The sequence below is a fragment of the Vibrio sp. SBT000027 genome, assembly GCF_963894355.1.
GTDB classification, from domain to species: Bacteria; Pseudomonadota; Gammaproteobacteria; order Enterobacterales; family Vibrionaceae; genus Vibrio; species Vibrio splendidus.
The window spans coordinates 1,124,951-1,148,899 of record NZ_CAWQGD010000001.1 but is presented as its reverse complement, the minus strand read 5'-3'; the positions used below and the strand labels follow the sequence as shown (position 1 = coordinate 1,148,899).

Sequence of the window (23,949 nt, the reverse complement as noted above, 5' to 3'; positions counted from 1 at the left end):
AGCTGATTGATGAATCCAACCATCATTCGAATGGGTTTTGCTTTGGTTTCTTTACCCTATTATTTGTGGGTTTGGGTTAAGACAAGTTCTGAGGATCAAAAAAAGGAGCTCAAATGAGCTCCTTATCGAGTTATTACAGATTTCTTAGAGGTGATCTCTATAGATGCTCTAAGATGCCTAGACAGCTCTGTTTAGCATCACCAAACAGCATCTGCGTATTCTCTTTGAAGAACAGTGGGTTTTGCACACCGGCGTAACCTGTGTTCATCGAACGTTTGAACACGATAACATTCTGAGCATTCCAAACTTCAAGTACTGGCATACCAGCTATTGGGCTGTTTGGATCTTCAAGTGCTGCAGGGTTCACGGTGTCATTTGCACCAATAACCAATACAGTATCTGTCTCATCGAAGTCATCATTGATTTCGTCCATTTCAAGAACGATATCGTAAGGCACTTTTGCTTCAGCAAGCAGTACATTCATGTGACCCGGTAACCTACCGGCAACTGGGTGGATACCAAATCGAACTTTGATGCCCTGCGCTCTTAGCTTGTCAGTAATTTCATGCACTGGGTATTGAGCTTGAGCTACTGCCATGCCGTACCCTGGAGTGATGATGACTGACTTTGAGTTTTTCAGCATGTCTGCCACATCTTCAGCTGATGTTTCGCGGTGTTCACCCTGCTCTTCATCGCCATCAGACACAACCACGTCTTGGCCGAATCCACCAGCGATAACACTAATGAACGAACGGTTCATCGCCTTACACATGATGTAAGACAGAATCGCACCTGATGAACCTACCAACGCACCCGTTACGATAAGCAGATCGTTCGCAAGCATGAAACCTGCTGCCGCTGCTGCCCAACCAGAGTACGAGTTCAGCATAGAAACAACCACTGGCATATCTGCGCCGCCAATCGATGCCACTAGGTGGTAACCAAATGCGAATGCGATAAGAGTCATCACCATTAATGCGAACATGCTGCCGTCAGCTTTAACGAACATGATCATGAGCAATGTAGAAGCAACGATAGCCGCTAGGTTCCACTTATGCTTATGAGGGATGTTCAGTGCCGACGAAGAGATCACGCCGCGAAGCTTACCAAATGCAACAATAGAACCGGTGAAGGTTACCGCACCGATAAACACGCCTAGGAACACTTCCACTAAGTGGATAACGTGCTCTGCATGCGTTGCCGCTTCTGGTGCATCAATGTAGCTGTTGTAACCAACAAGTACCGCCGCCATACCTACGAAGCTGTGCAGAATTGCCACCAGCTCAGGCATTTCGGTCATTTCTACTTTCTTCGCGAAGTGGATACCAATACCACCACCGATCACCATCGCAATGATGATCCACACAATTCCTGCAGAATGAGGGCCAAAGATCGTCGCGATCAACGCGATTGCCATACCCGTGATACCGTAATAGTTACCTGCACGTGCAGATTCCTGTTTCGATAACCCGGCCAAGCTCATTATAAAGAATACAGCAGCAACAATATAAGCTGCTTGTACTAATCCTTCAGACATCTGTTACTCCTTAGTCTTTACGGAACATTTCAAGCATACGTTTGGTCACGGTAAAGCCACCAAAGATATTGATACTTGCAATTAATACGGCAATAAATGATAAGAATGTGACGACGCCACTTCCTTGTCCTATTTGTAACAGTGCGCCTACTACAATGATCCCTGAAATCGCGTTAGTTACGGACATCAGAGGTGTATGCAGTGAATGGCTTACATTCCAAACTACGTAATAACCCACCACACAAGCGAGAACAAAAACGGTAAAGTGAGATAAGAACGCAGCAGGAGCAACCGAAGCTATCCAAGCAAAAGTACCTACAGCAACTGCCATACCCGCCGCTTTCTTAATTGGAGAGACAGGTTCTCGAACTTTTGGTTCAGGTCTCACCGCTTTAGGCTTAGCTTGTTGTTGTGGTTGAGCAGAAACTTGAATTGGTGGAGCTGGCCAAGTCACTTCGCCCTCTTTAACCACCGTTACGCCACGTAAGACGACATCTTCAAAGTCGATATTGATGTTGCCATCTTTCTCTTTGCAAAGCAGTTTCAGCAGGTTAACTAAGTTAGTCGCGTATAGCTGAGATGATTGAGTCGGCAATCGACCAACCATATCGGTGTAACCAACCACTTTCACGCCATTAGCGGTTGTGATCACTTGATCTGCAACCGTGTATTCACAGTTACCGCCATTCGCAGCGGCAAGATCCACAATAACGCTACCTGCACTCATGCTGTCTACCATCTCTTTGGTAATCAGCTTAGGTGCCGGGCGACCTGGGATAAGTGCCGTTGTAATAATGATATCGACGTCTTTTGCTTGAGCCGCATAAAGCTCTTCCGCTTTCTTGTTGAATGCTTCAGACATCTCTTTTGCGTAGCCATCACCCGCGCTGGTATCTTCCTTGAAATCGACTTCCAAGAATTCAGCGCCCATAGATTCGACTTGCTCTTTTACTTCAGGACGAACATCGAATGAACGAACGATCGCACCCAAGCTACCTGCAGCGCCAATCGCCGCTAGGCCAGCAACACCCGCACCAGCAACCAATACTTTCGCTGGTGGAACTTTACCTGCCGCCGTAATTTGACCCGTGAAGAATCGACCAAACTCATGCGCGGCTTCAACAACGGCACGATAACCGGCAATGTTTGCCATAGAACTCAATGCATCTAGCGCCTGAGCTCTCGAAATTCGTGGAACAGAATCCATCGCCATCACGTTGATGCTACGAGTAGACAATTGTTCCATTAATTCAGGATTTTGAGCAGGCCAAATAAAGCTGACCAATGTTGCGCCATCTTTAAGTAGATCGATTTCGTTTTTAGACTCGTCAACGATCGGAGCGTTAACTTTAAAGATAATATCGGATTTCCAAGCTTCATCTGCGGTAACAACTTTTGCTCCAGCTTGTTCATAAGCTGCATCTTCAAAACTTGCTAACGCACCTGCTTGTGATTCAACACAAACTTCAAACCCTAATTTTAGAAGCTGTTCTACCGATTTCGGCGAAGCAGCGACTCGCGTTTCACCTGCGAGTGTTTCTCTTGGTACACCAATTTGCATAGCTATTCCTTGACTATTGGCACGAATGACTTATTCGTTTGTATCTAACGACAACTAATACTTCAAGCGTTTTGTTCAAAGAACAGGAAAAGTTATTACTTATAACGATTTGGATGGAATTTGAGCGCTTCATTTGAAGAAATGACGACCGTCTCGAACTAAGAGGTCAAACCACTTGCAAATAATCCTTTAAATAACAACTTACTAGCTGTTCTTTGTCCCTAAAACTAAAAAGAGCTTTCAGCATATACACTGAAAGCTCTCTAAATTATGACCAACATCAATTCTAACCCTATTTGGTTAGCTAAATATATTGTCGCCCATTTGGTCGATGAACATCTGCGATTTTTTTAGCATCAATTCATCGGCATCTTGTTTGTTTGAAACAACATCTGAACGAATAAAACGATGAGTTTTGATTTCACCGTCGAATTCTTTCTCGATTCGCCCAGCAACACGGTATTGACCAGATTCTGCAATGGCATCTTGATAGATATTGAAACCTTTATATTCGACTGGCTCAATCTCTACTTTTTGTTCGGTTTTTTCTTTGCCACCAAATAATCTAGAAAAGAATCCCACGTTTTTTACTCCTTAAATGACCGTATTAACCCTAAACTATCACGACTGTTTACGGTTCAACAATGGCTTTTCATACCATTGCAATTCTACGTCATCATCAAAATTGTGTTGACTAAATATAACGGGCACATTGTCGTCACGTTCGCGCCTTCTATCGTCAATGATCATACTTTCTGCATTCTTGACCGCGATCTCACTATTTCGTTTATAGAGTACCAATTTGTCTTCTGGCAATGCCGAAAGAAAATCGATATCGAAACGAATATAGATGGGCTTAAGTTGACCTAAAGCCAAACACGCGAGATCAGCCAACTGTTCGTTGTTATAACTAGACACATATTCCTCGGTAGCCAAAACCTGACCCACCAGAGTTTCCATATAGTTGTGAACATCAACACTAATTTGCATACCACACCTCCATTTGTAGCTATCACGACAGATCGAGTTCTAGCCTGATTGGCAACGACCTACATATTGTTACCTTACTATACCCTACTCATTACTACAGATTTACTAACTGCATGTTAACTAACTATAACGACTAATTAATTTCTCATATATACTGTGTAGTTGGTTCTATGGTTAATAGCAATTCAAATACATATAAAAATGGTTGCACCATTAGCGACCTATGACTATGTTTTTGCTCTGATTTAAGCAAAATGCTTGGCATTCGCTTGTTTAACCGTATCCTACGTATAAAATTAAATTACAAGATCATCAGTATAATTAGGCTCACCACGTAAATGGCATCTTCTTTTGTAACGTCGAGCATGTTTCGATTTTGCTTCCCTCTATTTTTATTGGCAATTTTATTCGCTGGTATGAACAACGTCATTCTCGTGACGGATTCAAACCTAGGGTTTGCTAGCAACCTTCCATATATCTTATTGAGCGTTGCCGTTTTGCTATGCCATACATTCAGACAAGGACGCATGGCCATGGTGTCATTAACCATGCTAGTAGCCTATCTGATCATCCAAGTTCGCTTACAAACTCCTTTGAACACCGGAACCACCTTATTAGAGCTGTCGTTACTTGCGGCATTAGTACCGGTCACTTGCTTATTGGTGTATGCCTTCCCGGATAACGGTGTCAATTCAAAGTCGATGCTCCTCTACGCCATCGTTCTCGTGCTGTTTATGGTTTGGGCGCAATTGATCGTTTCTCATTTCCATGCTGGCGGTTTTGAATCATGGAGTGAAGGCCTACTGTTCATTGTTAGAGACTTCTCCAAACTGCCTTTTGTTTTAGTGTTGTATAGCCTTTGCTTGCTTGGCCTTACAGCCATCCTAGTGCTGGTGTACAACCGTTCTATTGATGTTGTCGTTTATAGCACTATCTTGCTGTCCTCTTGTACGTTCATCTTCTTTGACGTGCAGTACATCTCTAGCACTATGTTCTCCTTATCAGGCACGTTGATCATCGTCTATGTGATGTCTGCTAGCCACGATATGGCTTTTAATGACCAACTGACTAACATTCCAGGTCGACACGCCTTAGAAGTCGATATGAAGCACTTAGGCCGTAAATATTCGATGGCGATGGTTGATATCGATCACTTCAAGAAATTTAACGATACCTATGGCCATGACATTGGCGACGATGTGCTGAAACTGGTGGCTCGTATTCTTAGAGAAACCACCGGTGGTGCGAAAGCGTATCGCTATGGTGGAGAAGAGTTCACGATTATTTTTAAAGGCAAATACACGGAACAGGTGAAAGAGCACCTTCAAGTTCTGATTTCAGAGATCCAAAACTACGACATGACCATTCGTAATAGCCACGAGCGTCCTGATGACCATGAAGTGGGTATCAAAAATCGGGGTCAGAACGGCAAACCATCGGAAGTGGTGAATGTGACGGTGAGTATTGGGCTGTCTGATAGCACAACCACCAAGCATCCTGAAGAAGTATTGAAGCTTGCTGACAAGGCACTCTACAAAGCGAAAGAAACCGGCCGAAACAAGCTGTGTGTTGATAGCTAAACGTAAGTGTCGATAGCTTAAGTGTCGATAACTCGATTAGAGGGAGCTTAATCTTGGTTAAAGAAAATAACCAAGCTCCCGCCTTTCAAACTGCTTCCGTAATTGATCGTAAACCCTATTCCCACATTATCGACCCAGTCATTAAACAGGTTTGGGTTAAGCAACCAACCTACGCTGCCCTCGTAGTAAGATGTTGTGCCCATAGAAGCCACGGTGTCACCACCTATATCAATTCTTCTTATACTCGAGTACATCGATGTGATGTTTTTATCCCAACGAACTAGATCATAGAAAATCTTGGCTTCATTGGCGATATACCAACCTTCAGGGTGACCAATATCGCCGTTATTGGCTTCGCCCCAACCGACACCATTAAAGTAATGCCAACTGGTACTCAATTTATATTTACCCCAGTTACTCCGATCTTCAAAGGTCAGTTTGATCTTAGGTTCAATAATGTATGCCCAAGCATCAGTATTGAGGTAGACACCATCCAATTGGTCTTTAACCGATTCAAGTAATGAAGAGCGGTACTCAAAGTCATTACGGTAATAAGAAATATGATTACCAATTGCAGAGCTGAAACTCCAGTGTTCGTTGAGTTGAGACACATTGGCAAACGCCACGTAACCAGAAATCACCGACTCTTTTTGAAAGTCACTTTTGATTGTTGACGCATATTCTACATCATTCTCAATTCGTAACGCTGACAGGCGTAGCGTTACCTCTTGATGGTTGTCCTCAATGTAACTTGGCAGTTCAAATGTGTAAGGAAGACTGAGGGATGTGATGTTTTGTCGACGACTCACCGAATCGTTCGAACCAATGTCTTCATTGTCCAAACTCAGCACTTTGTTCGGGTCGAAGTTATTGATACCAAAAGTAAAAACATCGGTATCGTTAAGTAATACACTGGTGGCAAAGCGCTGCTCTAGTTCCTTTCTGAAAAGATCAGACACGGAGTTAGCATTAGCGGTGGTTGGCACTGCAGTTAAAACTAGAGGAGCCGCGGTTAAAAATAGAGGAACCGCAAGCGTCCAACATGTTTTAGTCACATAAAATGACTTTGAATCTGGCATTTCTCTTATCACTTAAAGCACTTCCTAGCTAAAACGCCAGTAAAGTATAAATTCAAATATCTCAAAGAGCTCGCCAACTAACGAGCAAGCTCCAAAATGTTGCGTTGTATGAAGGTATTTCTGCCACTTTGTTTCGCTTGGTAAAGCGCTTGATCGACCTTTTCGTAAATAGAGGCGGTAGATTCTCCCCCATCAGGCACGAATGAGAGCACACCTTGTGACGCTGTCACTCTATCGGATACCGTTGAGTGCTCATGAGCGTAGTTCATTTCATGCAACGCTTCTTTTATACGTGTCGCCTGCAACATAGCAGCATCGCTGTCTGTGTCACTTAGGATAAGAACAAACTCTTCACCGCCGTAGCGACCGACAAACTCTCCCGCACGCACAAAAAGCTGCTTCAAGGTACCGGCAAGCCCTTGCAAGCACTTATCCCCTTGAATATGACCGTAATTATCGTTGTAAGGCTTAAAGAAGTCTACATCTAGAAGTATGACAGTCATGGGTATATTACGTCTTCCGTGCCACGCAATGCTCTCTTCAAGTTTAGTATCCATATATCGACGGTTATACAATTTAGTCAGACCATCTTCATTGGCTTGTTGCTGCAGGAGGATATTCAGTTCTTCGAGCTTGGCGGTACTCTGTTTTAACTCTCGTCTCATGTGCGCAATACGCTGCATCGCAATCAACTTAGAGTTCAAAACAACTTTGTTTACCGGTTTGATTAGATAATCATCACCACCAGCATCAATCGCTTTCGCGATCATCTCTGGCTCTTCATGGCCACTCAAAAAGATGATGGGAACCCATTCTGGGAATTGGCCACGAACCTCATTAGCCACTTCAAATCCATCCATGTCTGGCATGCTAATATCAAGTAACACGAGTTCAGGATCAAAATCAGAATAAACATTCAGGGCTTCTTTTCCGCTACCAACAGCTTCTACAACATGACCCAATTGCTTGAGTCGAATAGCGAGTTGCATCCTGTCTAGTTGAACGTCATCAACCAGCAATATGCGCATCGAAGATCCCTTTTCTATCATCACATCACCTTTATCTAGTGTTGAATATTCAAAGTAGCTCAAATTTGGGCTTAAATCATGCCCTAATCTCTATATTATATTGACTTTTTTACAGATCTTTTTAGCATTGTTTCTTTTTAAAGAGAAATACTATGTCAGACGCTACAAACAACGAAGTACAAGAAATCGATTTAACCACTATCTCACCAGAGCTTCGCCAAGTTATCGAATTTGATGAAGTGCCTAAAGAGATGCACAACATGGTTACTTCTATTCATGAGGTGTCTGAAGAAGCAGTGCGTGAAACTTGGAGCAGCCTTCCAGCAAGCGCACAAAATGTTTTGGACAACTTTGAGCAATTCCACGCTCTAATCTCTGTTAGCCAAGCTTTCGCTGGCGTAAACATGATGGAGGAGTTCCCTACTCTTAAACTTCCAGAAGGCATGTCTGATGAAGAAAAAGAAGAGTACCGAGCTCAACTGCTTGACCAAATTTTACATAACTGTGTAAAAGACATGGCTAAGCAAATCAAGAAAGCGCGCCGTGATGCTATCTTGAAGCGTGATTTCAAAGAAGTTTTCATCCGCTAAGCTATTCATCGCACCTAAATTTAGGTTGAATGCTTAACGAAAACTTAATGATTAAGCCGTATGTTATTTAAAACATGCGGCTTTTTTGTGCCTGCAGCTTTTTCTGTTCGTTGCTTGAGAGCTTCGCTCACAATATGTTTGTGTTTTTGCCACTGAAGCTCTTGTCAGTGTCGCTTTTGACATTCGACAAATAAGCAATATGCCTTAACACTCATACAGTGTGGCGCAAAACTGGCAGTTATACCGTAAAAAAATGACGCATGTATCCATTCATGGAATCAAGATCAATATTCATATCGCGGACAAGTATTCATATTGCAGACAAACAGTAAACGTCGCTGACAAGCAGTAAACATCACTGACAAACGTTAAATTCGCAGACAAACAGTAAGCATCGCTGACAAACGTTAAATTCGCAGACAAGCAGTAAGCATCGCTGACAAACGTTAAATTCGCAGACAAGCAGTAAACATAGAAAAGACAATGATCGAACTTATCTCACTCATTGCCTCAAAGGTCGTGCTTGAATCAGTGCGTGACGGCAATATCTCGCTGAGCGACACTCACGCCTTTAATTTGAGCGTAGACTTGCTGACCGATTTCCAAACTCAACTCGTCCAGAGCCCACAAGGTTATAGTGGCCCACAAGTAACAACCAGGCTCTAGCTCCAGCTCTACTGCAACACTCTGCTTGTTTGAGCCTTGCTGGTGCGTCTCTACCCTTTTAATAGTCACAGGGAGGATATTACGTATAGAAGTGCCTTGCGGCTGTTCTAGCGTGATAGAGACATCATTTGCCCTAACTTGTAACCTTACCGCAGCTCCAATGTCGCTCGACACCTTCTGAACCCACAACGATGTCGATTTACCAAGCTTCAGTCGAGATAACGCGTAATCGTCATTGTGCTCAGCCAACGTCCCCTCAAACAGTGAACTTTGTTCTGAGAATGATTGCCACGGTTGCATGGCTCTCGATGCCCATACCTCTTCCGTCACACCCGACGAAATGACTTTACCTTGCTCTATGATCACAAGGTGATTGGCCAAGCGTAGGATCTCATTAAGGCTGTGCGTCACGTAGATGATTGGAATATTCACTGTTTCAGAAAGGTTTTCCAGAAACGGCATCACTTCACGCTTACGAGGTAAGTCGAGAGAGGCCAATGGCTCATCCATCAACAAAATACTCGGCTTAGACAACAAAGCACGTCCAATTGCCACACGTTGCTTCTCACCGCCAGACAGGCGAGCTGGATAGCGATCAAGCAATGGGTCCAAAGACAACAGCGAGACTATTTGCTCAAAGTGCGCTTTGTCAGCACCTTTCATGCCGTACTTAAGATTCGCCGCGACTTTCATGTGCGGGAACAATCGCGATTCTTGGAACACATAACCAACGTTGCGTTTGTGGGTTGGCAAATTAATGCCATTACGACTATCAAACAGAGTGGTTCCAGATACGCTGATCAAGCCTTTGTCTGGCTGTTTAAGGCCACTAATCGCATTGATGAGGGAGGTTTTCCCCGCACCAGAACGACCAAAAATCGCTGTAATTCCGCTGCTAGGGAGTTCTAAGTCGATATCGAAAAAGGTTTCACCAAGCTGCTGCTGATATTGAAGGATCAAAGCACTCATGCATTTCCTCCCAAGCGTTTTGCTGACTTTTTGTTGAGCCACTCAGATAGCATTAATGAACCAAGCGCTATCACAATTGAAATGACACACAAACGCGCCGCTTCCATCTCCGCGCCAGGGGTTTCGATAAAGGTATACATGGCCAATGGAATGGTTTGAGTTTCACCGGGAATATTTGAAACGAAGCTGATGGTCGCACCAAACTCACCTAGGCTTCTTGCGAATGAAAGCATTGTGCCGGTAATGATCCCAGGGATCATCAAGGGTAAAGTGATGGTGAAAAACACACGAAGAGGTGAAGCGCCCAATGTGGCTGCAGCCTCTTCCAGTTTACTGTCTACGGTTTCTAGGCTCAGACGAATAGATCGAACCATCAATGGCAGCGCGACAACAACACACGCGAGTGCCGCGCCCTTCCAGCTAAAACTGAATACGATACCAAACACGTCATTAAGCCAAGAGCCAATAACGCCTTGTCTGCCCATCATCACTAGCAACAAGTAACCGATGACCACAGGTGGAAGCACCAAAGGCAAATGGACAATACTTTCTACAATGCTTTTGCCCACAAATTGTTTCTTAGCAAGCAACCATGCCAAGCCGATGCCGATAGGAATAAGCCACAAGATGGCAAACCCAGCGACTTTCAAGCTCAGCATTAAGGCTTGGTATTCGTATTCCGATAAATACATCATTTAACGCACTTCAAATCCAAAACTGTTCAAGGTGTCCTTCGCTTTTTCGCTATTTAGGAAAGTATAAAACTCTTCTGCGACGACTTTATCGCTCAATTTCGCTACAGGGTAACGTATTGGCGTATGTAAATTTGATGGGAACGTCGACACGAGGTTCACTTCTTTAGAAAGCAACGCATCTGTTTTGTAGACAATGCCAAGCTTAGCTTCACTACGCTCTACCAAAGCCAGTGCCATACGAACATTGTTACTTGGTGCCAATCGAGTCTTCACATCGTCCCAGACACCTAACGTTTCTAGCGCTTCTTTCGCATAGATACCCGCAGGAACCGACATGGTGTTGCCAACCGCAAGTCTTTCATTCGTTAGTAGTTTAGCCCATTGGTCACCGTTTGAGAGATCTAAAGATATTGGCGACTCTTTCGGGGAAATCAGCACCAGTTCGTTTTCGCACAAATTTGTGACATTGTCACTAGAAACCAATTGACGATCGACTAAATGCGTCATCCATTTTTCGTTTGCCGAGATAAAGATGTCTGCTGGCGCGCCTCTTTCGATTTGGCGTACCAAAGATGACGTGCTCGCATAGACTGGAATAACATCGACAGAATGATCTTTCTCAAACTCTTCGACCAACAAGTTAACCGCATTCGTCATCGACGATGCAGCGTAAACTCGTAGCTTTTCCGCAGCCAAAAGATGACTAGAACTCAATGCCGAAGTTAAGGCGATGGTTAAAAGGATGACTCGCTTTTTCATTGTGATCACTTATCTATTGTTCGTTTCAGTTCTTGAGATCGCTTTTAAGTCAGACTCACGGTTTAACGTAAGCTAAAGCTATTAACGCAAGCTAAAGCTTTTAACTCTGACTGAAGCTATTAAGTCAGACATGAGCTTTTAAATTCAGACCTAAATGGTTAATTCCGGCCAAAGCAAGTCAAGATTTAAATGCTCTTCGATGGCATCAGCGATTCGATTGATACCCAGCTCTTTAAGCTGTTCATGGTCAATCGCTGTTACGTCGTTGGCTCCTGCCCATTCGCAAATAAGCGACAACGCATCGCTGTTATCGAATACGCCATGCAGGTAAGTACCAAAAATCGAGTTATCTTGATTCACAGCGCCATCAAGGCTGCCTGATTCTAACTGAACCGGTAATGCTATTTCTTTGACATCAGTCCTACCTACGTGGATCTCATACCCTTTTACTTGTGCTGTTTTGCCATCAAGTGTCATGGTGCCGCGCACGTTTGTTAAGGTTTTCTGTTGTGTTAGCGTCGTTTCAGTATCGAGATATCCTAACCCTTCGCTGCTTCCGGGCTCACCTTCAACGCCATCAGGATCGTGGATGATGTTACCTAACATTTGGTATCCGCCGCAGATACCCATCACTTTGCCGCCTAAACGCAGGTGGCGTTGAATATCTTTATCCCAGCCTTGTTGCTTTAGATAATCCAAATCTGCTCTTACCGATTTTGTACCCGGCAAGATAATTAAATCTGCACTGTTTACACGTTCACCTTTACCGACATAACGTAAATCAATGGAAGGATTAAGTCTTAACGCGTCGAAGTCCGTATGGTTGCTGATTCGGGTTAGCACTGGTACCACGACTTTAAGTTTAGCTTCTCCGTCAGACTCTTGGGCTGAGGTAATGGCATCTTCCGCTTCTAGGTTGAAACCATGCAGATATGGCAATACACCAATCACAGGCTTGCCGGTTTTCTCTTCTAACCAATCAAGTCCAGATTGAAGTAACGCGATATCGCCTCTAAAGCGGTTTATCACAAAGCCTTTTACGCGAGCTTGTTCAGATTCAGATAACAACTCTAATGTGCCGTAGAGGTGCGCAAAAACGCCACCACGGTCAATATCGGCAACAATGATCACCGGGATGTCCGCTTTCTCAGCAAATCCCATGTTAGCGATATCATTTTCGCGAAGATTGATTTCGGCTGGGCTACCCGCACCTTCAATCATCACGCTTTCGTATTCTTCAGAAAGTCGGTCAAACGAATCAATAACCGTATCCATCGCCACTTTCTTGTAATCATGATAGCCCGTAGCTTCCATATTACTGATCGCTCGGCCTTGCAGAATAACTTGTGCGCCAGTATCTGAATTGGGTTTTAGCAATACCGGATTCATGTGAACAGTGGGGTCAATGTTACAAGCTTGCGCCTGAACGGCTTGAGCGCGACCAATTTCGCCGCCATCTTTTGTCACCGCACTGTTTAACGCCATGTTTTGTGGCTTAAAAGGTGCCACTTTGATTCCTTTCCTTGCCAAAACACGGCATAAACCTGCCACCAAAACACTTTTTCCGGCATCTGACGTTGTCCCTTGAACCATAAGGGCGTTTAACGGTGATCGCATCTGTACTTAAATCCTTAATTTCTTAATTTTCAATTTATAGCTGTAGGCAATATTTCTCTGCCTCCATCTTAACGTCATTGCCGAGTAGATGCTCAATAAAATGAATGGAAAATGAATGTGTTACTCACTCTGGATTCAACCCCAGTGTTGTTTAATAGCTCCATCGAAACGAAGCTTATGAACGATAAGCAGCGTATCAACAAATAAGACGTACTAACGAAAAGAAACGTTTCAAATTCAGAAAAACGTTTCTACTAAAAACAACATTAAGGGATTCACCATGAAAAAAACTGTATTAGCTATCGCATCTACTATTATCCTTGCCCCTACTTTCGCAATGGCTAGTGACCACCACAGCAACAACAGCAATAGCAAGCACGAGAGCGCTATCGCTTACACAGGGCCGATTGAAACCGTTTCTGTTGCTACACTACTTGCAGACACAAGCATGTTCGCAGAGCAAGAAGCGATTGTAGATGGCAAGATTGTTCGTCAGCTAAAGAATGATACATTTGTCTTCTCTGATGGACAGAGTGAAATTCAAATCGAATTGGATGATGATATCCGCCTAGCACAACCGCTAACTGCTGATACTAAAGTACGTATCTTCGGCGAATACGAAGGCGGCAAGACACCGGAAATCGAAGTGGATCATATCCAAGTTCTATAAGCGATATATACAAAACATACTGACTTCAAATAATTGGCCTGCATATTGCAGGCTTTTTTGTATTATACTGCCGAAAAATACAATTTATATGGAGTCACCATGCTAGGTTGCACGAATAAGACTGTCCTTTTAGGACTAGCTGCACTGTGTTCATTCTCTGCGTCTGCAAACAACTTTAACTACAACACATTCGAGCTACGCATGGGTACTAGCCCAAGTACTTTCGGTGGTGAAGTCACAACAATGTTCACTCAGAACTCACACTTCGTTGCACGTATCGATTCTGAATTTGAAAGTGATTGGGATGCGGCTGTAGGTATGGGATTTAACGGCCCAATTAGTCAATTTGCTGACGTTACGGGTCAAATGCTACTACACAACATTGAACGTAATGACGACAACCACATCAAAACTGAAGTCAACATCGGTTTGAGAGCGTGGTTAATGGCAAACGTTGAAGTTAACGCACGCCTTGGTCAACTGATCGACAACGACGACTCTCACTCAGTAGTTGGTATCGGCGCTCGCTTCCACTCAACGGATCAACTGTCTGTTGGCCTTGATATGCGAAACAACGGTACTTATGGCCACCAAATCTTAATGTCTGCTCGATTCGGCTTCTAAACTGAATTAGCTGCCTAGGTTTTATTGATAAGCTAAGGTTTCGTCACTAAGTAATAAATAGCTGTACAAATTACATAGAAAAGCCCCGAACACATTAATGTTCGGGGCTTTTTTGTTTGTTAGTTTCGCTGGCTTTTAGTCGTTCACGCCCTAAGCCAGCGACTTACTTTATAAATTAACCATCAGCATCTTTTTCTGATGATCTAAGTACTCTTCATAAGTACCTTGGAAACTAACCAGTTGCTTGTCTTTCACATCAATAACGTGGGTCGCCAAAGAAGAAACGAACTCACGGTCATGGCTTACGAAGATAAGTGTGCCAGTGTAAACCTTCAACGCATCGTTAAGCGCTTGAATTGCTTCCATGTCCATGTGGTTCGTTGGTTCGTCCATTACCAGCACGTTGATGTCTTGCATCATTAGCTTGCCGAATAACAGACGGTTCTTCTCACCACCTGAACAGTTACGCGCTTTCTTGTTCGCGTCATCAGCAGTAAACAATAGACGACCTAGAATGCCACGTACCATAAGGTCATCGTGCTTCACTGTGCGCCATTGAGAGATCCAATCGAAGATGCTCAGGTCGTTGTCAAAGTCAGTCGTGCTATCTTGTGGGCAGTAGCCTACCGATGCGTTTTCAGACCATTTAACGATACCTTCGTTTTGCTCTAGTTCTTGAACTAGGCAACGTAGCAGCGTGGTTTTACCCACACCGTTCTCACCGATAACAGCAAGACGTGTGCCCGCTTCAAGCAGCAAGTTGCCATCAGCAAACAGTGTTTCGCCATCGAAGCCGTGACTAAGCTCTTTAAGTTCAAGCGCTTGACGGTGCAATTTCTTGCCTTCACCAAAATCAATTGATGGGCTCATACGGCTCGATGATTTCACTTCATCAAGCGTGATTTTGTCCATTTTCTTAGCACGTGAACTTGCTTGCTTCGCTTTAGATGCGTTTGCACCAAAACGGTTAACGAAATCTTGAAGTTCGCTAATTTCAGCCGCTTTCTTAGCGTTGTTTGCTAGAAGTTGGTCACGAATCAAACCAGAAGCTTCTAGGAAGTACTCGTAGTTACCAGGGTAAACACGTAGCTCACCGTAGTCGATATCAGCCATGTGCGTACACACAGAGTTCAGGAAGTGTCTATCATGCGAAATGATGATCATTGTACATTTACGCTGGTTTAGCTCTTCAGCAAGCCAGTTGATCGTGTGAATGTCCAAGTTGTTGGTTGGTTCATCAAGAAGCAGAATATCTGGGTTTGCAAATAGAGCTTGCGCCAGAAGCACACGCAGTTTCCAACCTGGAGCAACTTGCTGCATCAGGCCGAAATGGAACTCTTCTTCGATACCCGCTTGAATTAGGATATCACCTGCACGGCTTTCAGCTGTGTAGCCATCCATTTCAGCGAATTCACTTTCAAGTTCAGCGACTTTCATACCATCGTCTTCGCTCATTTCTGGCAAAGAGTAAATACGGTCACGTTCTTGTTTTACTTCCCACAGTTTTCTGTCACCCATGATCACAACGTCGATAACGCTGTATTGTTCAAAAGCGAACTGATCTTGGCTTAGCACACCCAGTTTTTCTCCTGGAGTGATAGAAACGTTGCCCGAGCTTGGCGTTAATGCACCACTTAGGATTTTCATGAACGTTGACTTGCCGCAACCATTGGCGCCGATCAAACCATAGCGGTTGCCGTTACCAAATTTAGCAGAGATGTTTTCAAACAGCGGCTCTGCGCCAAATTGCATTGTGATGTTCGCGGTAGATATCAAAGAACTAATTCCTAAGCGTGTACTGACAGATAATTATTAGGCTATTTCAAGAACCTAAATAAGAAGTACGAAAGTATGGATTAAACAAAAATCGAAGCGCGGATTATATAGAGATCTCGATCACGTTGTCGAGGCCAAACCGTAAACGAATCGTAAACATAGACCATTTAGATGCTTTTCATACGTTATTAACGTGTAAATAGAAAAATCCCCACCAGTTGAACTGACAGGGATTCAATTTATCGATACTAAAAATGTTCTAATCTGATCGCTTTTAAAGCTATCTCTCTTCAAGACTAAAAGGCTTGAGGAAGAGATGTATCGTTATTTAGTAATTTTCTTTTGAACGTACTTTTGGCTTACATCCACTACCGCAACATCTCTAAAGAAACTTCTACCCAATAGAATAGGGAAAGAAAGATGCGTTCGGTCTGCTAACGTAAACTCAGTTTTATCTTTCAGATCGCCGATTTGAATTGAAGCTACGACAACAGCACGTCGTTGTGTGCCTTCCGCGCTCGACTGCTTGATCTTAACCCAACGCTCTACCGGTAAACTGATCTCTTTGGTTGTGATACCGTCATGTTCAATTTTAAACTTAACCCAGTCTTTTCCGTCACGCTCAAAATCAACGATATCTACAGCACTGATCGAAGATGTTGTTGCGCCTGTATCAATACGAGCTTTAAATGCTTCTTTCAAACCAGGAACAAACACCCACTCTTCTTCACCAAGAATCAGTTTTCCATCATCCGTTTTTAACGGTTTTGCTGGTGGCTTTTCAACTGGCTCAGGTTTAACTTCTGGCTCAGTGGGTTTTACTTCTTCAGGCTTCTCTGTAGGTTCCGTTACTTTCTCGCCTTCAGTTGCGTCAGTCTTTGAAGAGTCATCCACAACAGGTTGTTCTACTTGAGGCTTTTGCTCTTGCTCGACAGGAACTTGAGTCGTCGTCGAACAAGCAAACAGGCCACCACTTAGCATTAAAACTACAATCGCTTTCCAATTATACATTCAGTCACCTTTTATTTCGAAACGTTAGCTATCGCTTTAGCTACATAAGGAATATGGGATTCAGAAAGGCCTGCGATATTGATGCGTCCGTCACCAACACCATAGACTCCATATTCTTCACGTAATTGATTCATTTGAGTTTCTTTAAAGCCTAGTACACTAAACATACCTTTATGGCTTTCAATGAAGTCAAAGTGTGACGTGTTGTAAGTATTTCGCAATTCATCACATAAACTTTGGCGCAGATTTAACAAACGTTGCTGCATTTCACTCAATTCTTGCTTCCAAATCGATGTTAGCTCTTGATTCTGAAGAATTGTTTTAACCAAAGCGGCACCGTGATCAGGCGGCATCGTGTAAGTTGAACGAGCAAGCGTTAGAAGCTTACCTTTAGCGTTACCAACGTGTTCGCTGTTCTTACCAATCACAATCGCTGCACCTGTTCTTTCACGGTACAAACCGAAGTTTTTTGAACAAGACGTAGTAATCAGCATCTCTTCTACGTTGTTAGCCATATGTTGAAGACCTTTCGCGTCTTCTTCTAGGCCATCGCCAAAGCCTTGGTAGGCAATATCAACGAACGGTAAGAAACCATTCTTCTGAGATAACTTGGTGATTTCCTGCCACGCTTCAAAGTTGATATCCGCACCCGTTGGGTTATGGCAGCAACCGTGCAGTAGTACCACGTCTGATGGACCCGCTTTTGAAAGGTCATCCAACATTCTTGCAGTATCAACTTGCTTCGTTTCAGGACTGAAGTAATTGTAGTATCGAACTTTTAAGCCCGCTGCTTCCATCACCGGTTTATGGTTAACGTAGCTTGGGTTTGAGATCCAGACTGTGGTGTCTGGTTGAGAAACTTTCATTAAGTCGCCCAACATACGAAGTGCACCACTTGCACCCGGTGTTTGAATCGCAGCAACGCGATCCATTGCAGAAGTCCCTTTAAGCAGCAGATCAACCATGCTCTGGTTAAACTCTTCACAGCCTGCGAGGCCAACATAAGCTTTGGTTTTCTGAGTATCGACAACAATGTCTTGAGCCATAGAAACGGCTTTCATGATCGGTGTTTCGCCTTGGTCGTTTTTGTAAACGCCAATGCCTAAATCGACTTTGTCAGTACGAGGATCGCCACGGTAGGCGACAGAAAGAGATAAAATTGGATCTAAAGTTGGTTTTGGTAGATGTGAAAACATGAAAGTCACAACCCTTTGAAATTCAAGTATTGAATTTCACGTTAACATTTTCGTACTAAAATCAGAAACATTTTTTAATAGAAGAGCTTAGTTACCAGAAGTAATCAGAGATTGGTCATTTTAAGCGAAGATATAGTTTAAATTTCGAACAGTTAAGAGCCAGTTACGCAATAATTAGCTTTATTGTTTAACATCTCACAGCTACATCGATCAAACACTCTGCTTGAATTGCCTTGGTGTCATTCCAGACCACGCCTTAAACCGAGTACTAAAGTTAGCGGCATTGGGATAACCCACTATCTCGCCAATATGTTGAATCGACCAATCACTCGACTTCAGCAAGCGTGCTGCGTACTCCATCCTCATGCGCATGATATGAGTCATAGGGCTATGTGAATAATAACGTTGGCACAAACGATGGAAATGGGGCTCTGAACACGGGAATAAGCCTGCCAGCTCATGAACGTTCCATTCCTTGTGGAGCTGCTTTTGTACGTTATCGAACACTCGTCTTAAACGAATCAAATTGCGTGACGGTTGCTGCGGTACCGGCGCATTAATCATGTATTCTATTTGAGCCACACTATAATTAGCAATTGCTCCTCCTAAATCGATGGGTAAGGCAATACTTCTGAGCAAGGTATGAATGCAGGACGACACCACCTCAGCTGCTGGCGAAAGGGTGTAGTTAACTTCATCACTCACGACACCCTCCCATTTTTTATCTGGCGAGAGAAAGATCCATGCAATTTGCCATGTTTCTTCTTCAATTCCGAATCCATTCTCAATGCCCGCAGGCACGGTAATACACGACCCTGGCTCTAGAATGTAGCGACACGCCCCACTTTCCAACCAACCTTTGCCCCTAACCGTATATAGCAGCATGTGCTTTTGTTGGTTTTTCCTATGCACTGAAAAGAAATCTCGACACGACGCCGTCCCACACTGAACGATACCGAGCTCTTCGAATGCCAATACATGGCTTTGGTCGACAAACTCTTGATGCGTGTTTTCAGAAATCTCATACCGTTCTTGCTTCTCATTCATTTCTCTTTTCGCTCATTGGATTTACCTGCAACTGAGTCGCCACGTAAGTAATTCGATAGTTTTGGAAATAGATAGTTTGGCAAAAGTTTGTGATGAGCCTGAACAATACAGTTAAAACAAATGCCGATAAACTTCTCGCATATTCACTAGAGGGGAAATGCGATGCTCTCGACATATTGTCATTTAGACAAAGAGTTTTGGCAAAAACTATTACACATTGGTTTACCTGTCTCACTGCAAACCATGTTGTTTTCATTGCTAGGCGTGGTCGATATTTTTATGGTCAATCAGCTTGGTGATTCTGCAACCGCTGCTGTTGGCGTTGGCAACCGCATCTTCTTCTTCAACTTGATCATGGTATCCGGCATTAGCGGCGCGGTCAGTGTGCTAGCTTCGCAATATTTTGGCGCAGGTGATTTCAACGGAATTAGACGTACACTAGCGCAATCATGGGCATTGTCGATCTTTGCCATCATCCCCTTTGTGTTCATCTATACATTGGTTCCTGAATCAGTGGTGTCTGTAGTGGCCTCAGACCCTGATTACGTCCGATTGGCAACGGATTACCTTTGGATAACAGGAGCCAGCCTTATTGGTACCGCGATAGTAGTGCCACTAGAAAGCGCACTGCGATCGGTCGGCGAAGCCAAGCTACCTACCAAGATCAGCATCTGGGCGATCATCATCAATGCGATTCTCAATGCATTTCTGATCTTCGGATTATTCGGCTTCCCAGAGCTAGGTGTGGTTGGCGCGGCAATCGGTACTACGGTGTCTCGATTCTTTCAAACGATAGCGCTGCTTGTTATGGCAAAGAAACACTACGCTCACCTATTCCCAACACTAAACAATTGGCGCGATGCAATATTGCCTAAGCATAGAAAGAAGTATTTCAAGATAGCGATTCCGATGTTGATTCATGACACGGCTTGGGCGGGTGGCATTCTGATTTATAACGTTATTGTTGGTCAGATGGGCGTTGGCGAGCTTGCGATCATTTCACTGTTATCACCAGTAGAAAGCATCTTGATCTCGGCGTTCATGGGTTTTGCCGTCGCTGCTTCGATCATTTTAGGCAACGAGATCGGCGCAAAGAACTATCAACGTGTTGAGAATACCGCTTGGGGATATGTTTTGGTCAGCTGTGGGCTTGCGGCTCTGTTAGCCTTGATGTGTTGGTTTGCTAAACCCGCGATCGTGTACATGATCGATCTTACGCACTTAGAGTTCAAAGACACGGCAGTCAACGTTACCTTAGTCATGGCACTCGGCATGATACTGAGAGTCTTCAATATGGTTGGCATTGGCGGCGTGCTGAAAAGTGGTGGAGACATCAACTACAGCATCTTCATCGACCTGTTTGGCCAATGGGCGATTGGTATTCCCCTTGCCTACTTTACTGCGCTAGTGTTGGGTTGGCCGTTAGAATGGGTTTTGATGATTGTGTTACTCGAAGAGCTAGCCAAAATAGTTCTGACGAGCCAACGGATTCAATCTAAGAAATGGATAAATAATCTAATCGACGAGCCTGAGCATATTCCGATTTAGACAGACGCCAAACCGACACTGACGTGCTGGCGATAGATTCAAAAGAACTCACACCCAAGGGCTGATTTGTAGCATTGCGCTAACGATGAAGCCCTTTTTTGTGTTTGTGTTTCTGTTTACGAGAATACTGAATCAGAACAAATCTTATAAGTCAGTAAATCTATAAGTCGGTAAATCGATGAATGATTTGGTTTGAGCTACCACGCCAATCTAACATTGGGTCCGCTTTATCTTGCTCGAAGCGACCATCAATCAAAGTATCTACGTATTCAAGCACTTGCTTCTGTTTATCATCGAGTTCGTCGAGTTCGTAGCCAGTCCACATCCAGATGTCTTTACCTTCACACTCTGCTTTCACACGCTGAACAAGCTTAAGCACTTCAGACACGTTTGCGGGATGCAGAGGATCGCCACCAGAAAGCGATAAGCCACGACGCTTGATTCGCGGATCATTGAGATCAGCGATAATTTGGTCTTGTAGCTCTTGAGTAAACAAATGCCCAGAGTCCAACCTTTGCGTCGACTGGTTATAACACCCGCGACACTGGTGCACACAACCCGACACAAACAAAGTGCAGCGTGTTCCTGGGCCGTTTACAACGTCGATTGGGTGATATTGATGGTAATTCATAAGGCAGTATTGAAACTCGTTATTGCTTAATAGTTTGAAGGAAGTGCTGTAACAACTGAAACGAAAGAATTGGTATCGACATAGCGCCGATACCAATCTTATTTCTTGAAACGTAGCTCTTCTAAGTTAACTCGCTAAAGATCGCAGATCTTAACTAAGATCCTTCGTTAGATTAAAGATGCTTTACGCGGCGTTTAACTTCTTCTTGTTTACCGAAGTTAAATGGTCGTGCATCTGGGCTACCAAGGTAACCACAAACGCGGCGCGTTACCGACACTTTGGTTGAGTCATGGTTGCCACACTTAGGACACGTAAAGCCCTTACTTGTACAGTCGAACTCACCGTTGTAACCACATTCGTAACACTCATCAATCGGCGTGTTGGTGCCGTAGTAAGGAACACGTGTGTAGCTGTAATCCCATACGTTTTCTAGCGCTTCGATGTTCTTCTGCATGTTCGGGAATTCGCCGTAACAGATGAAACCACCGCTAGAGATTTCTGGATAAGGCATCTCGAAATCGATCTTGTCGTATGGGTTCACTTTCTTCTGTACATCTAAGTGGAAGCTGTTGGTGTAGTAACCACGGTCTGTTACGCCATCAATCACACCAAACTCTTTGGTATCAATGCTGCAAAAACGGCTGCATAGGTTTTCACTTGGTGTGCCGTATAGGCTGAACGCGTAACCTGTTTCTTTGGTCCAAGATTCCACTTCACGCTTCATGTATTCCACCAGTTCAAGCGCTTTAGCACGCATTTCGCCGTCGTCGTACAGGTGAACGTCTGTGCCGTAAAGCGCAGTCATTGCTTCGTGGATACCGATGTAACCAAGAGAAACAGAAGCACGGCCGTTCTTGAAGATATCAGCAATAGAGTCATCCGCTTTCAATCGAACGCCACAAGCACCTTCCATGTAAAGGATTGGAGCAACACGTGCTTTCACGTTTTCTAGACGAGAAATACGAGTTTCTAAAGCGCGACGAGCCAGCTTCAATTTTTCATCAAGCAGTTCGTAAAACTTAACCATATCTTGCTGCGCGTTAATCGCAATACGTGGCAAGTTCAAGCTAACAACACCTAAGTTGTTACGGCCTTCGTGAATCAACTCACCATTTTCTTCGTAAGTATTCAAGAAGCTACGGCAACCCATAGGCGTTTTAAATGACCCTGTCACTTCTACTACTTTGTCGTAGTTAAGAATGTCTGGGTACATACGCTTAGACGCACACTCAAGCGCTAATTGCTTGATGTCGTAGTTTGGATCTTGCTTCTGGTGGTTCAAACCATCTTTGATTGCAAACACCAGTTTAGGGAATACCGCTGTTTTGCGGTTCTTACCCAAACCTGCGATGCGGTTTTTCAAGATAGATTGCTGGATAAGTTTCGAACCCCAGCTTTCGCCAAGACCAAAGCCAAACGTAACGAATGGTGTTTGGCCATTAGCCGTGTGCAGCGTGTTTACTTCATATTCCAAAGATTGGAACGCGTCGTAACACTCTTTCTCTGTACGAGAGATAGCAAAAGCTTCTGGGCTATGAATGTCCCACTCTTTCGCTAGTGATAAATGCTTCTCGTAACTCGTCATTACGTAAGGCTCTAGAACCTCATCGATACGGTTAATCGTAGTACCGCCATAGATGTGGCTCGCGACTTGCGCGATGATCTGTGCTGTTACTGCTGTTGCCGTAGAAATAGACTTAGGTGTGTCGATTTCCGCGTTACCCATCTTGAAGCCATGCGTTAACATGCCTTTCAAGTCGATAAGCATACAGTTAAACATTGGGAAGAACGGTGCGTAGTCTAGATCGTGGTAATGAATGTCACCACACTCGTGAGCTTGTACGATGTCACGCGGCAAAATGTGAGTTTTTGCATAGTGTTTAGCCACGATACCCGCCAGTAAGTCACGCTGAGTTGGAATAACTTTACCGTCTTTGTTGGCATTCTCATTGATCAGATCAACATTACTTTCTTCGATCAAGCCTTCGATCTCACGAGTTAAAGCACTTTGCTTTTCACGTGCGATGTCACGGTCATGACGATATTCAATGTAGGCACGAGCCAGAGACTTATACGGTCCCTGCATTAGCTCGTTCTCGACCAAAGTCTGAATTTCAGAAATATGAACTTCATCGTAGTCTTCGAGCTTCAACTCAACTGCTAATGCCACATTCAGAGCATAAATAGCAATTTCCTTATCGGCTTTGTCTGATGCTGCTTCCACTGCAGCTTGGATACGATCTCTACTGAATGGAGCTCTTGAGCCATCACGCTTGATTACGATTGATTTCACCACTTCTCCTTACTCTTGAGGTATTCACAGACTTATCCACAAACACACTATATAGAGCGATTTATCGTTTAACTAACACTAG

21 protein-coding genes are annotated in these 23,949 nt (G+C 43.9%); 5 read left to right on the top strand and 16 right to left on the bottom strand.

Annotated features, from left to right (window positions below):
• Positions 1 to 157: 157 nt before the first annotated feature.
• The 4 genes from pntB to AACU28_RS04915 all read right to left on the bottom strand — a co-directional run bounded on the left by pntB (position 158) and on the right by AACU28_RS04915 (position 4,088).
• Complete coding sequence (pntB, locus tag AACU28_RS04930; protein ID WP_017079246.1) at positions 158 to 1,537, bottom strand: Re/Si-specific NAD(P)(+) transhydrogenase subunit beta; 1,380 nt, start codon at positions 1,535 to 1,537, stop codon at positions 158 to 160.
• A gap of 10 nt (positions 1,538 to 1,547) precedes the next feature.
• The gene (gene pntA / locus AACU28_RS04925; RefSeq protein WP_121602480.1) at positions 1,548 to 3,098 is read right to left on the bottom strand and encodes a Re/Si-specific NAD(P)(+) transhydrogenase subunit alpha; all 1,551 of its coding nucleotides are present in this window, start codon (positions 3,096 to 3,098) and stop codon (positions 1,548 to 1,550) included.
• Between the two features lie 300 nt (positions 3,099 to 3,398).
• Positions 3,399 to 3,680 (bottom strand): HlyU family transcriptional regulator, encoded by a 282-nt coding sequence (locus AACU28_RS04920; RefSeq protein WP_004731023.1) that lies wholly within the window; start codon positions 3,678 to 3,680, stop codon positions 3,399 to 3,401.
• 39 nt (positions 3,681 to 3,719) lie between these two features.
• Positions 3,720 to 4,088, bottom strand: a complete 369-nt coding sequence (locus AACU28_RS04915) for a late competence development ComFB family protein (protein ID WP_004731025.1) — start codon at positions 4,086 to 4,088, stop codon at positions 3,720 to 3,722.
• Between the two features lie 338 nt (positions 4,089 to 4,426).
• Between AACU28_RS04915 and AACU28_RS04910 the strand changes: the two genes are divergently transcribed.
• On the top strand, positions 4,427 to 5,668 hold the full coding sequence (locus AACU28_RS04910; RefSeq protein ID WP_017079247.1) for a GGDEF domain-containing protein: 1,242 nt from the start codon (positions 4,427 to 4,429) through the stop codon (positions 5,666 to 5,668).
• A gap of 47 nt (positions 5,669 to 5,715) precedes the next feature.
• On the opposite strand, the gene AACU28_RS04905 is transcribed toward AACU28_RS04910, so the two are convergent.
• Both AACU28_RS04905 and AACU28_RS04900 read right to left on the bottom strand, forming a co-directional pair.
• A complete protein-coding gene (locus AACU28_RS04905; protein WP_121602479.1) occupies positions 5,716 to 6,747 on the bottom strand; it encodes a Solitary outer membrane autotransporter beta-barrel domain in 1,032 nt (343 codons plus the stop codon).
• Positions 6,748 to 6,824: 77 nt separating this feature from the next.
• Positions 6,825 to 7,775, bottom strand: a complete 951-nt coding sequence (locus AACU28_RS04900; protein ID WP_004731034.1) for a diguanylate cyclase — start codon at positions 7,773 to 7,775, stop codon at positions 6,825 to 6,827.
• A gap of 152 nt (positions 7,776 to 7,927) precedes the next feature.
• On the opposite strand from AACU28_RS04900, the gene AACU28_RS04895 reads away from it, so the two are divergent.
• Positions 7,928 to 8,365, top strand: a complete 438-nt coding sequence (locus AACU28_RS04895; RefSeq protein ID WP_004731036.1) for a DUF3069 domain-containing protein — start codon at positions 7,928 to 7,930, stop codon at positions 8,363 to 8,365.
• A gap of 528 nt (positions 8,366 to 8,893) precedes the next feature.
• On the opposite strand, the gene modC is transcribed toward AACU28_RS04895, so the two are convergent.
• From modC to AACU28_RS04875, 4 genes are all read right to left on the bottom strand, one after another.
• Entirely contained in the window at positions 8,894 to 10,000 is a 1,107-nt protein-coding gene (gene modC, locus AACU28_RS04890) for a molybdenum ABC transporter ATP-binding protein ModC (RefSeq protein WP_121602478.1), read from the bottom strand.
• Entirely contained in the window at positions 9,997 to 10,695 is a 699-nt protein-coding gene (modB, locus tag AACU28_RS04885) for a molybdate ABC transporter permease subunit (RefSeq protein ID WP_004731040.1), read from the bottom strand. The genes modC and modB overlap by 4 nt, the downstream gene beginning before the upstream one ends.
• Entirely contained in the window at positions 10,696 to 11,454 is a 759-nt protein-coding gene (gene modA / locus AACU28_RS04880) for a molybdate ABC transporter substrate-binding protein (RefSeq protein ID WP_054543074.1), read from the bottom strand.
• Between the two features lie 150 nt (positions 11,455 to 11,604).
• The gene (locus AACU28_RS04875) at positions 11,605 to 13,071 is read right to left on the bottom strand and encodes a cobyric acid synthase (protein ID WP_121602477.1); all 1,467 of its coding nucleotides are present in this window, start codon (positions 13,069 to 13,071) and stop codon (positions 11,605 to 11,607) included.
• Positions 13,072 to 13,351: 280 nt separating this feature from the next.
• On the opposite strand from AACU28_RS04875, the gene AACU28_RS04870 reads away from it, so the two are divergent.
• Together AACU28_RS04870 and AACU28_RS04865 are read left to right on the top strand one after the other, a co-directional pair.
• Positions 13,352 to 13,741 (top strand): YgiW/YdeI family stress tolerance OB fold protein, encoded by a 390-nt coding sequence (locus AACU28_RS04870; RefSeq protein ID WP_121602476.1) that lies wholly within the window; start codon positions 13,352 to 13,354, stop codon positions 13,739 to 13,741.
• A 99-nt stretch (positions 13,742 to 13,840) separates the two neighbouring features.
• On the top strand, positions 13,841 to 14,365 hold the full coding sequence (locus AACU28_RS04865) for a hypothetical protein (protein ID WP_004731049.1): 525 nt from the start codon (positions 13,841 to 13,843) through the stop codon (positions 14,363 to 14,365).
• A gap of 168 nt (positions 14,366 to 14,533) precedes the next feature.
• On the opposite strand, the gene AACU28_RS04860 is transcribed toward AACU28_RS04865, so the two are convergent.
• From AACU28_RS04860 to AACU28_RS04845, 4 genes are all read right to left on the bottom strand, one after another.
• A complete protein-coding gene (locus AACU28_RS04860) occupies positions 14,534 to 16,141 on the bottom strand; it encodes an ABC-F family ATPase (RefSeq protein WP_121602475.1) in 1,608 nt (535 codons plus the stop codon).
• 324 nt (positions 16,142 to 16,465) lie between these two features.
• Positions 16,466 to 17,152 (bottom strand): putative ATP-dependent zinc protease, encoded by a 687-nt coding sequence (locus AACU28_RS04855; protein ID WP_121602474.1) that lies wholly within the window; start codon positions 17,150 to 17,152, stop codon positions 16,466 to 16,468.
• An 11-nt stretch (positions 17,153 to 17,163) separates the two neighbouring features.
• Positions 17,164 to 18,348: an amino acid aminotransferase gene (locus AACU28_RS04850; protein WP_004731055.1), complete on the bottom strand. Its 1,185-nt coding sequence runs from the start codon at positions 18,346 to 18,348 to the stop codon at positions 17,164 to 17,166.
• Between the two features lie 210 nt (positions 18,349 to 18,558).
• Positions 18,559 to 19,395, bottom strand: coding sequence for an AraC family transcriptional regulator (locus tag AACU28_RS04845; RefSeq protein WP_121602473.1), 837 nt, complete (start codon positions 19,393 to 19,395; stop codon positions 18,559 to 18,561).
• Between the two features lie 162 nt (positions 19,396 to 19,557).
• On the opposite strand from AACU28_RS04845, the gene AACU28_RS04840 reads away from it, so the two are divergent.
• Positions 19,558 to 20,943 (top strand): MATE family efflux transporter, encoded by a 1,386-nt coding sequence (locus AACU28_RS04840; RefSeq protein WP_121602472.1) that lies wholly within the window; start codon positions 19,558 to 19,560, stop codon positions 20,941 to 20,943.
• Between the two features lie 160 nt (positions 20,944 to 21,103).
• Here the strand turns inward: AACU28_RS04840 and nrdG are convergent, their stop codons facing one another.
• Both nrdG and nrdD read right to left on the bottom strand, forming a co-directional pair.
• Positions 21,104 to 21,574: an anaerobic ribonucleoside-triphosphate reductase-activating protein gene (gene nrdG, locus AACU28_RS04835; protein WP_017079257.1), complete on the bottom strand. Its 471-nt coding sequence runs from the start codon at positions 21,572 to 21,574 to the stop codon at positions 21,104 to 21,106.
• Between the two features lie 172 nt (positions 21,575 to 21,746).
• On the bottom strand, positions 21,747 to 23,867 hold the full coding sequence (nrdD, locus tag AACU28_RS04830; RefSeq protein ID WP_104214574.1) for an anaerobic ribonucleoside-triphosphate reductase: 2,121 nt from the start codon (positions 23,865 to 23,867) through the stop codon (positions 21,747 to 21,749).
• Positions 23,868 to 23,949: the final 82 nt, after the last annotated feature.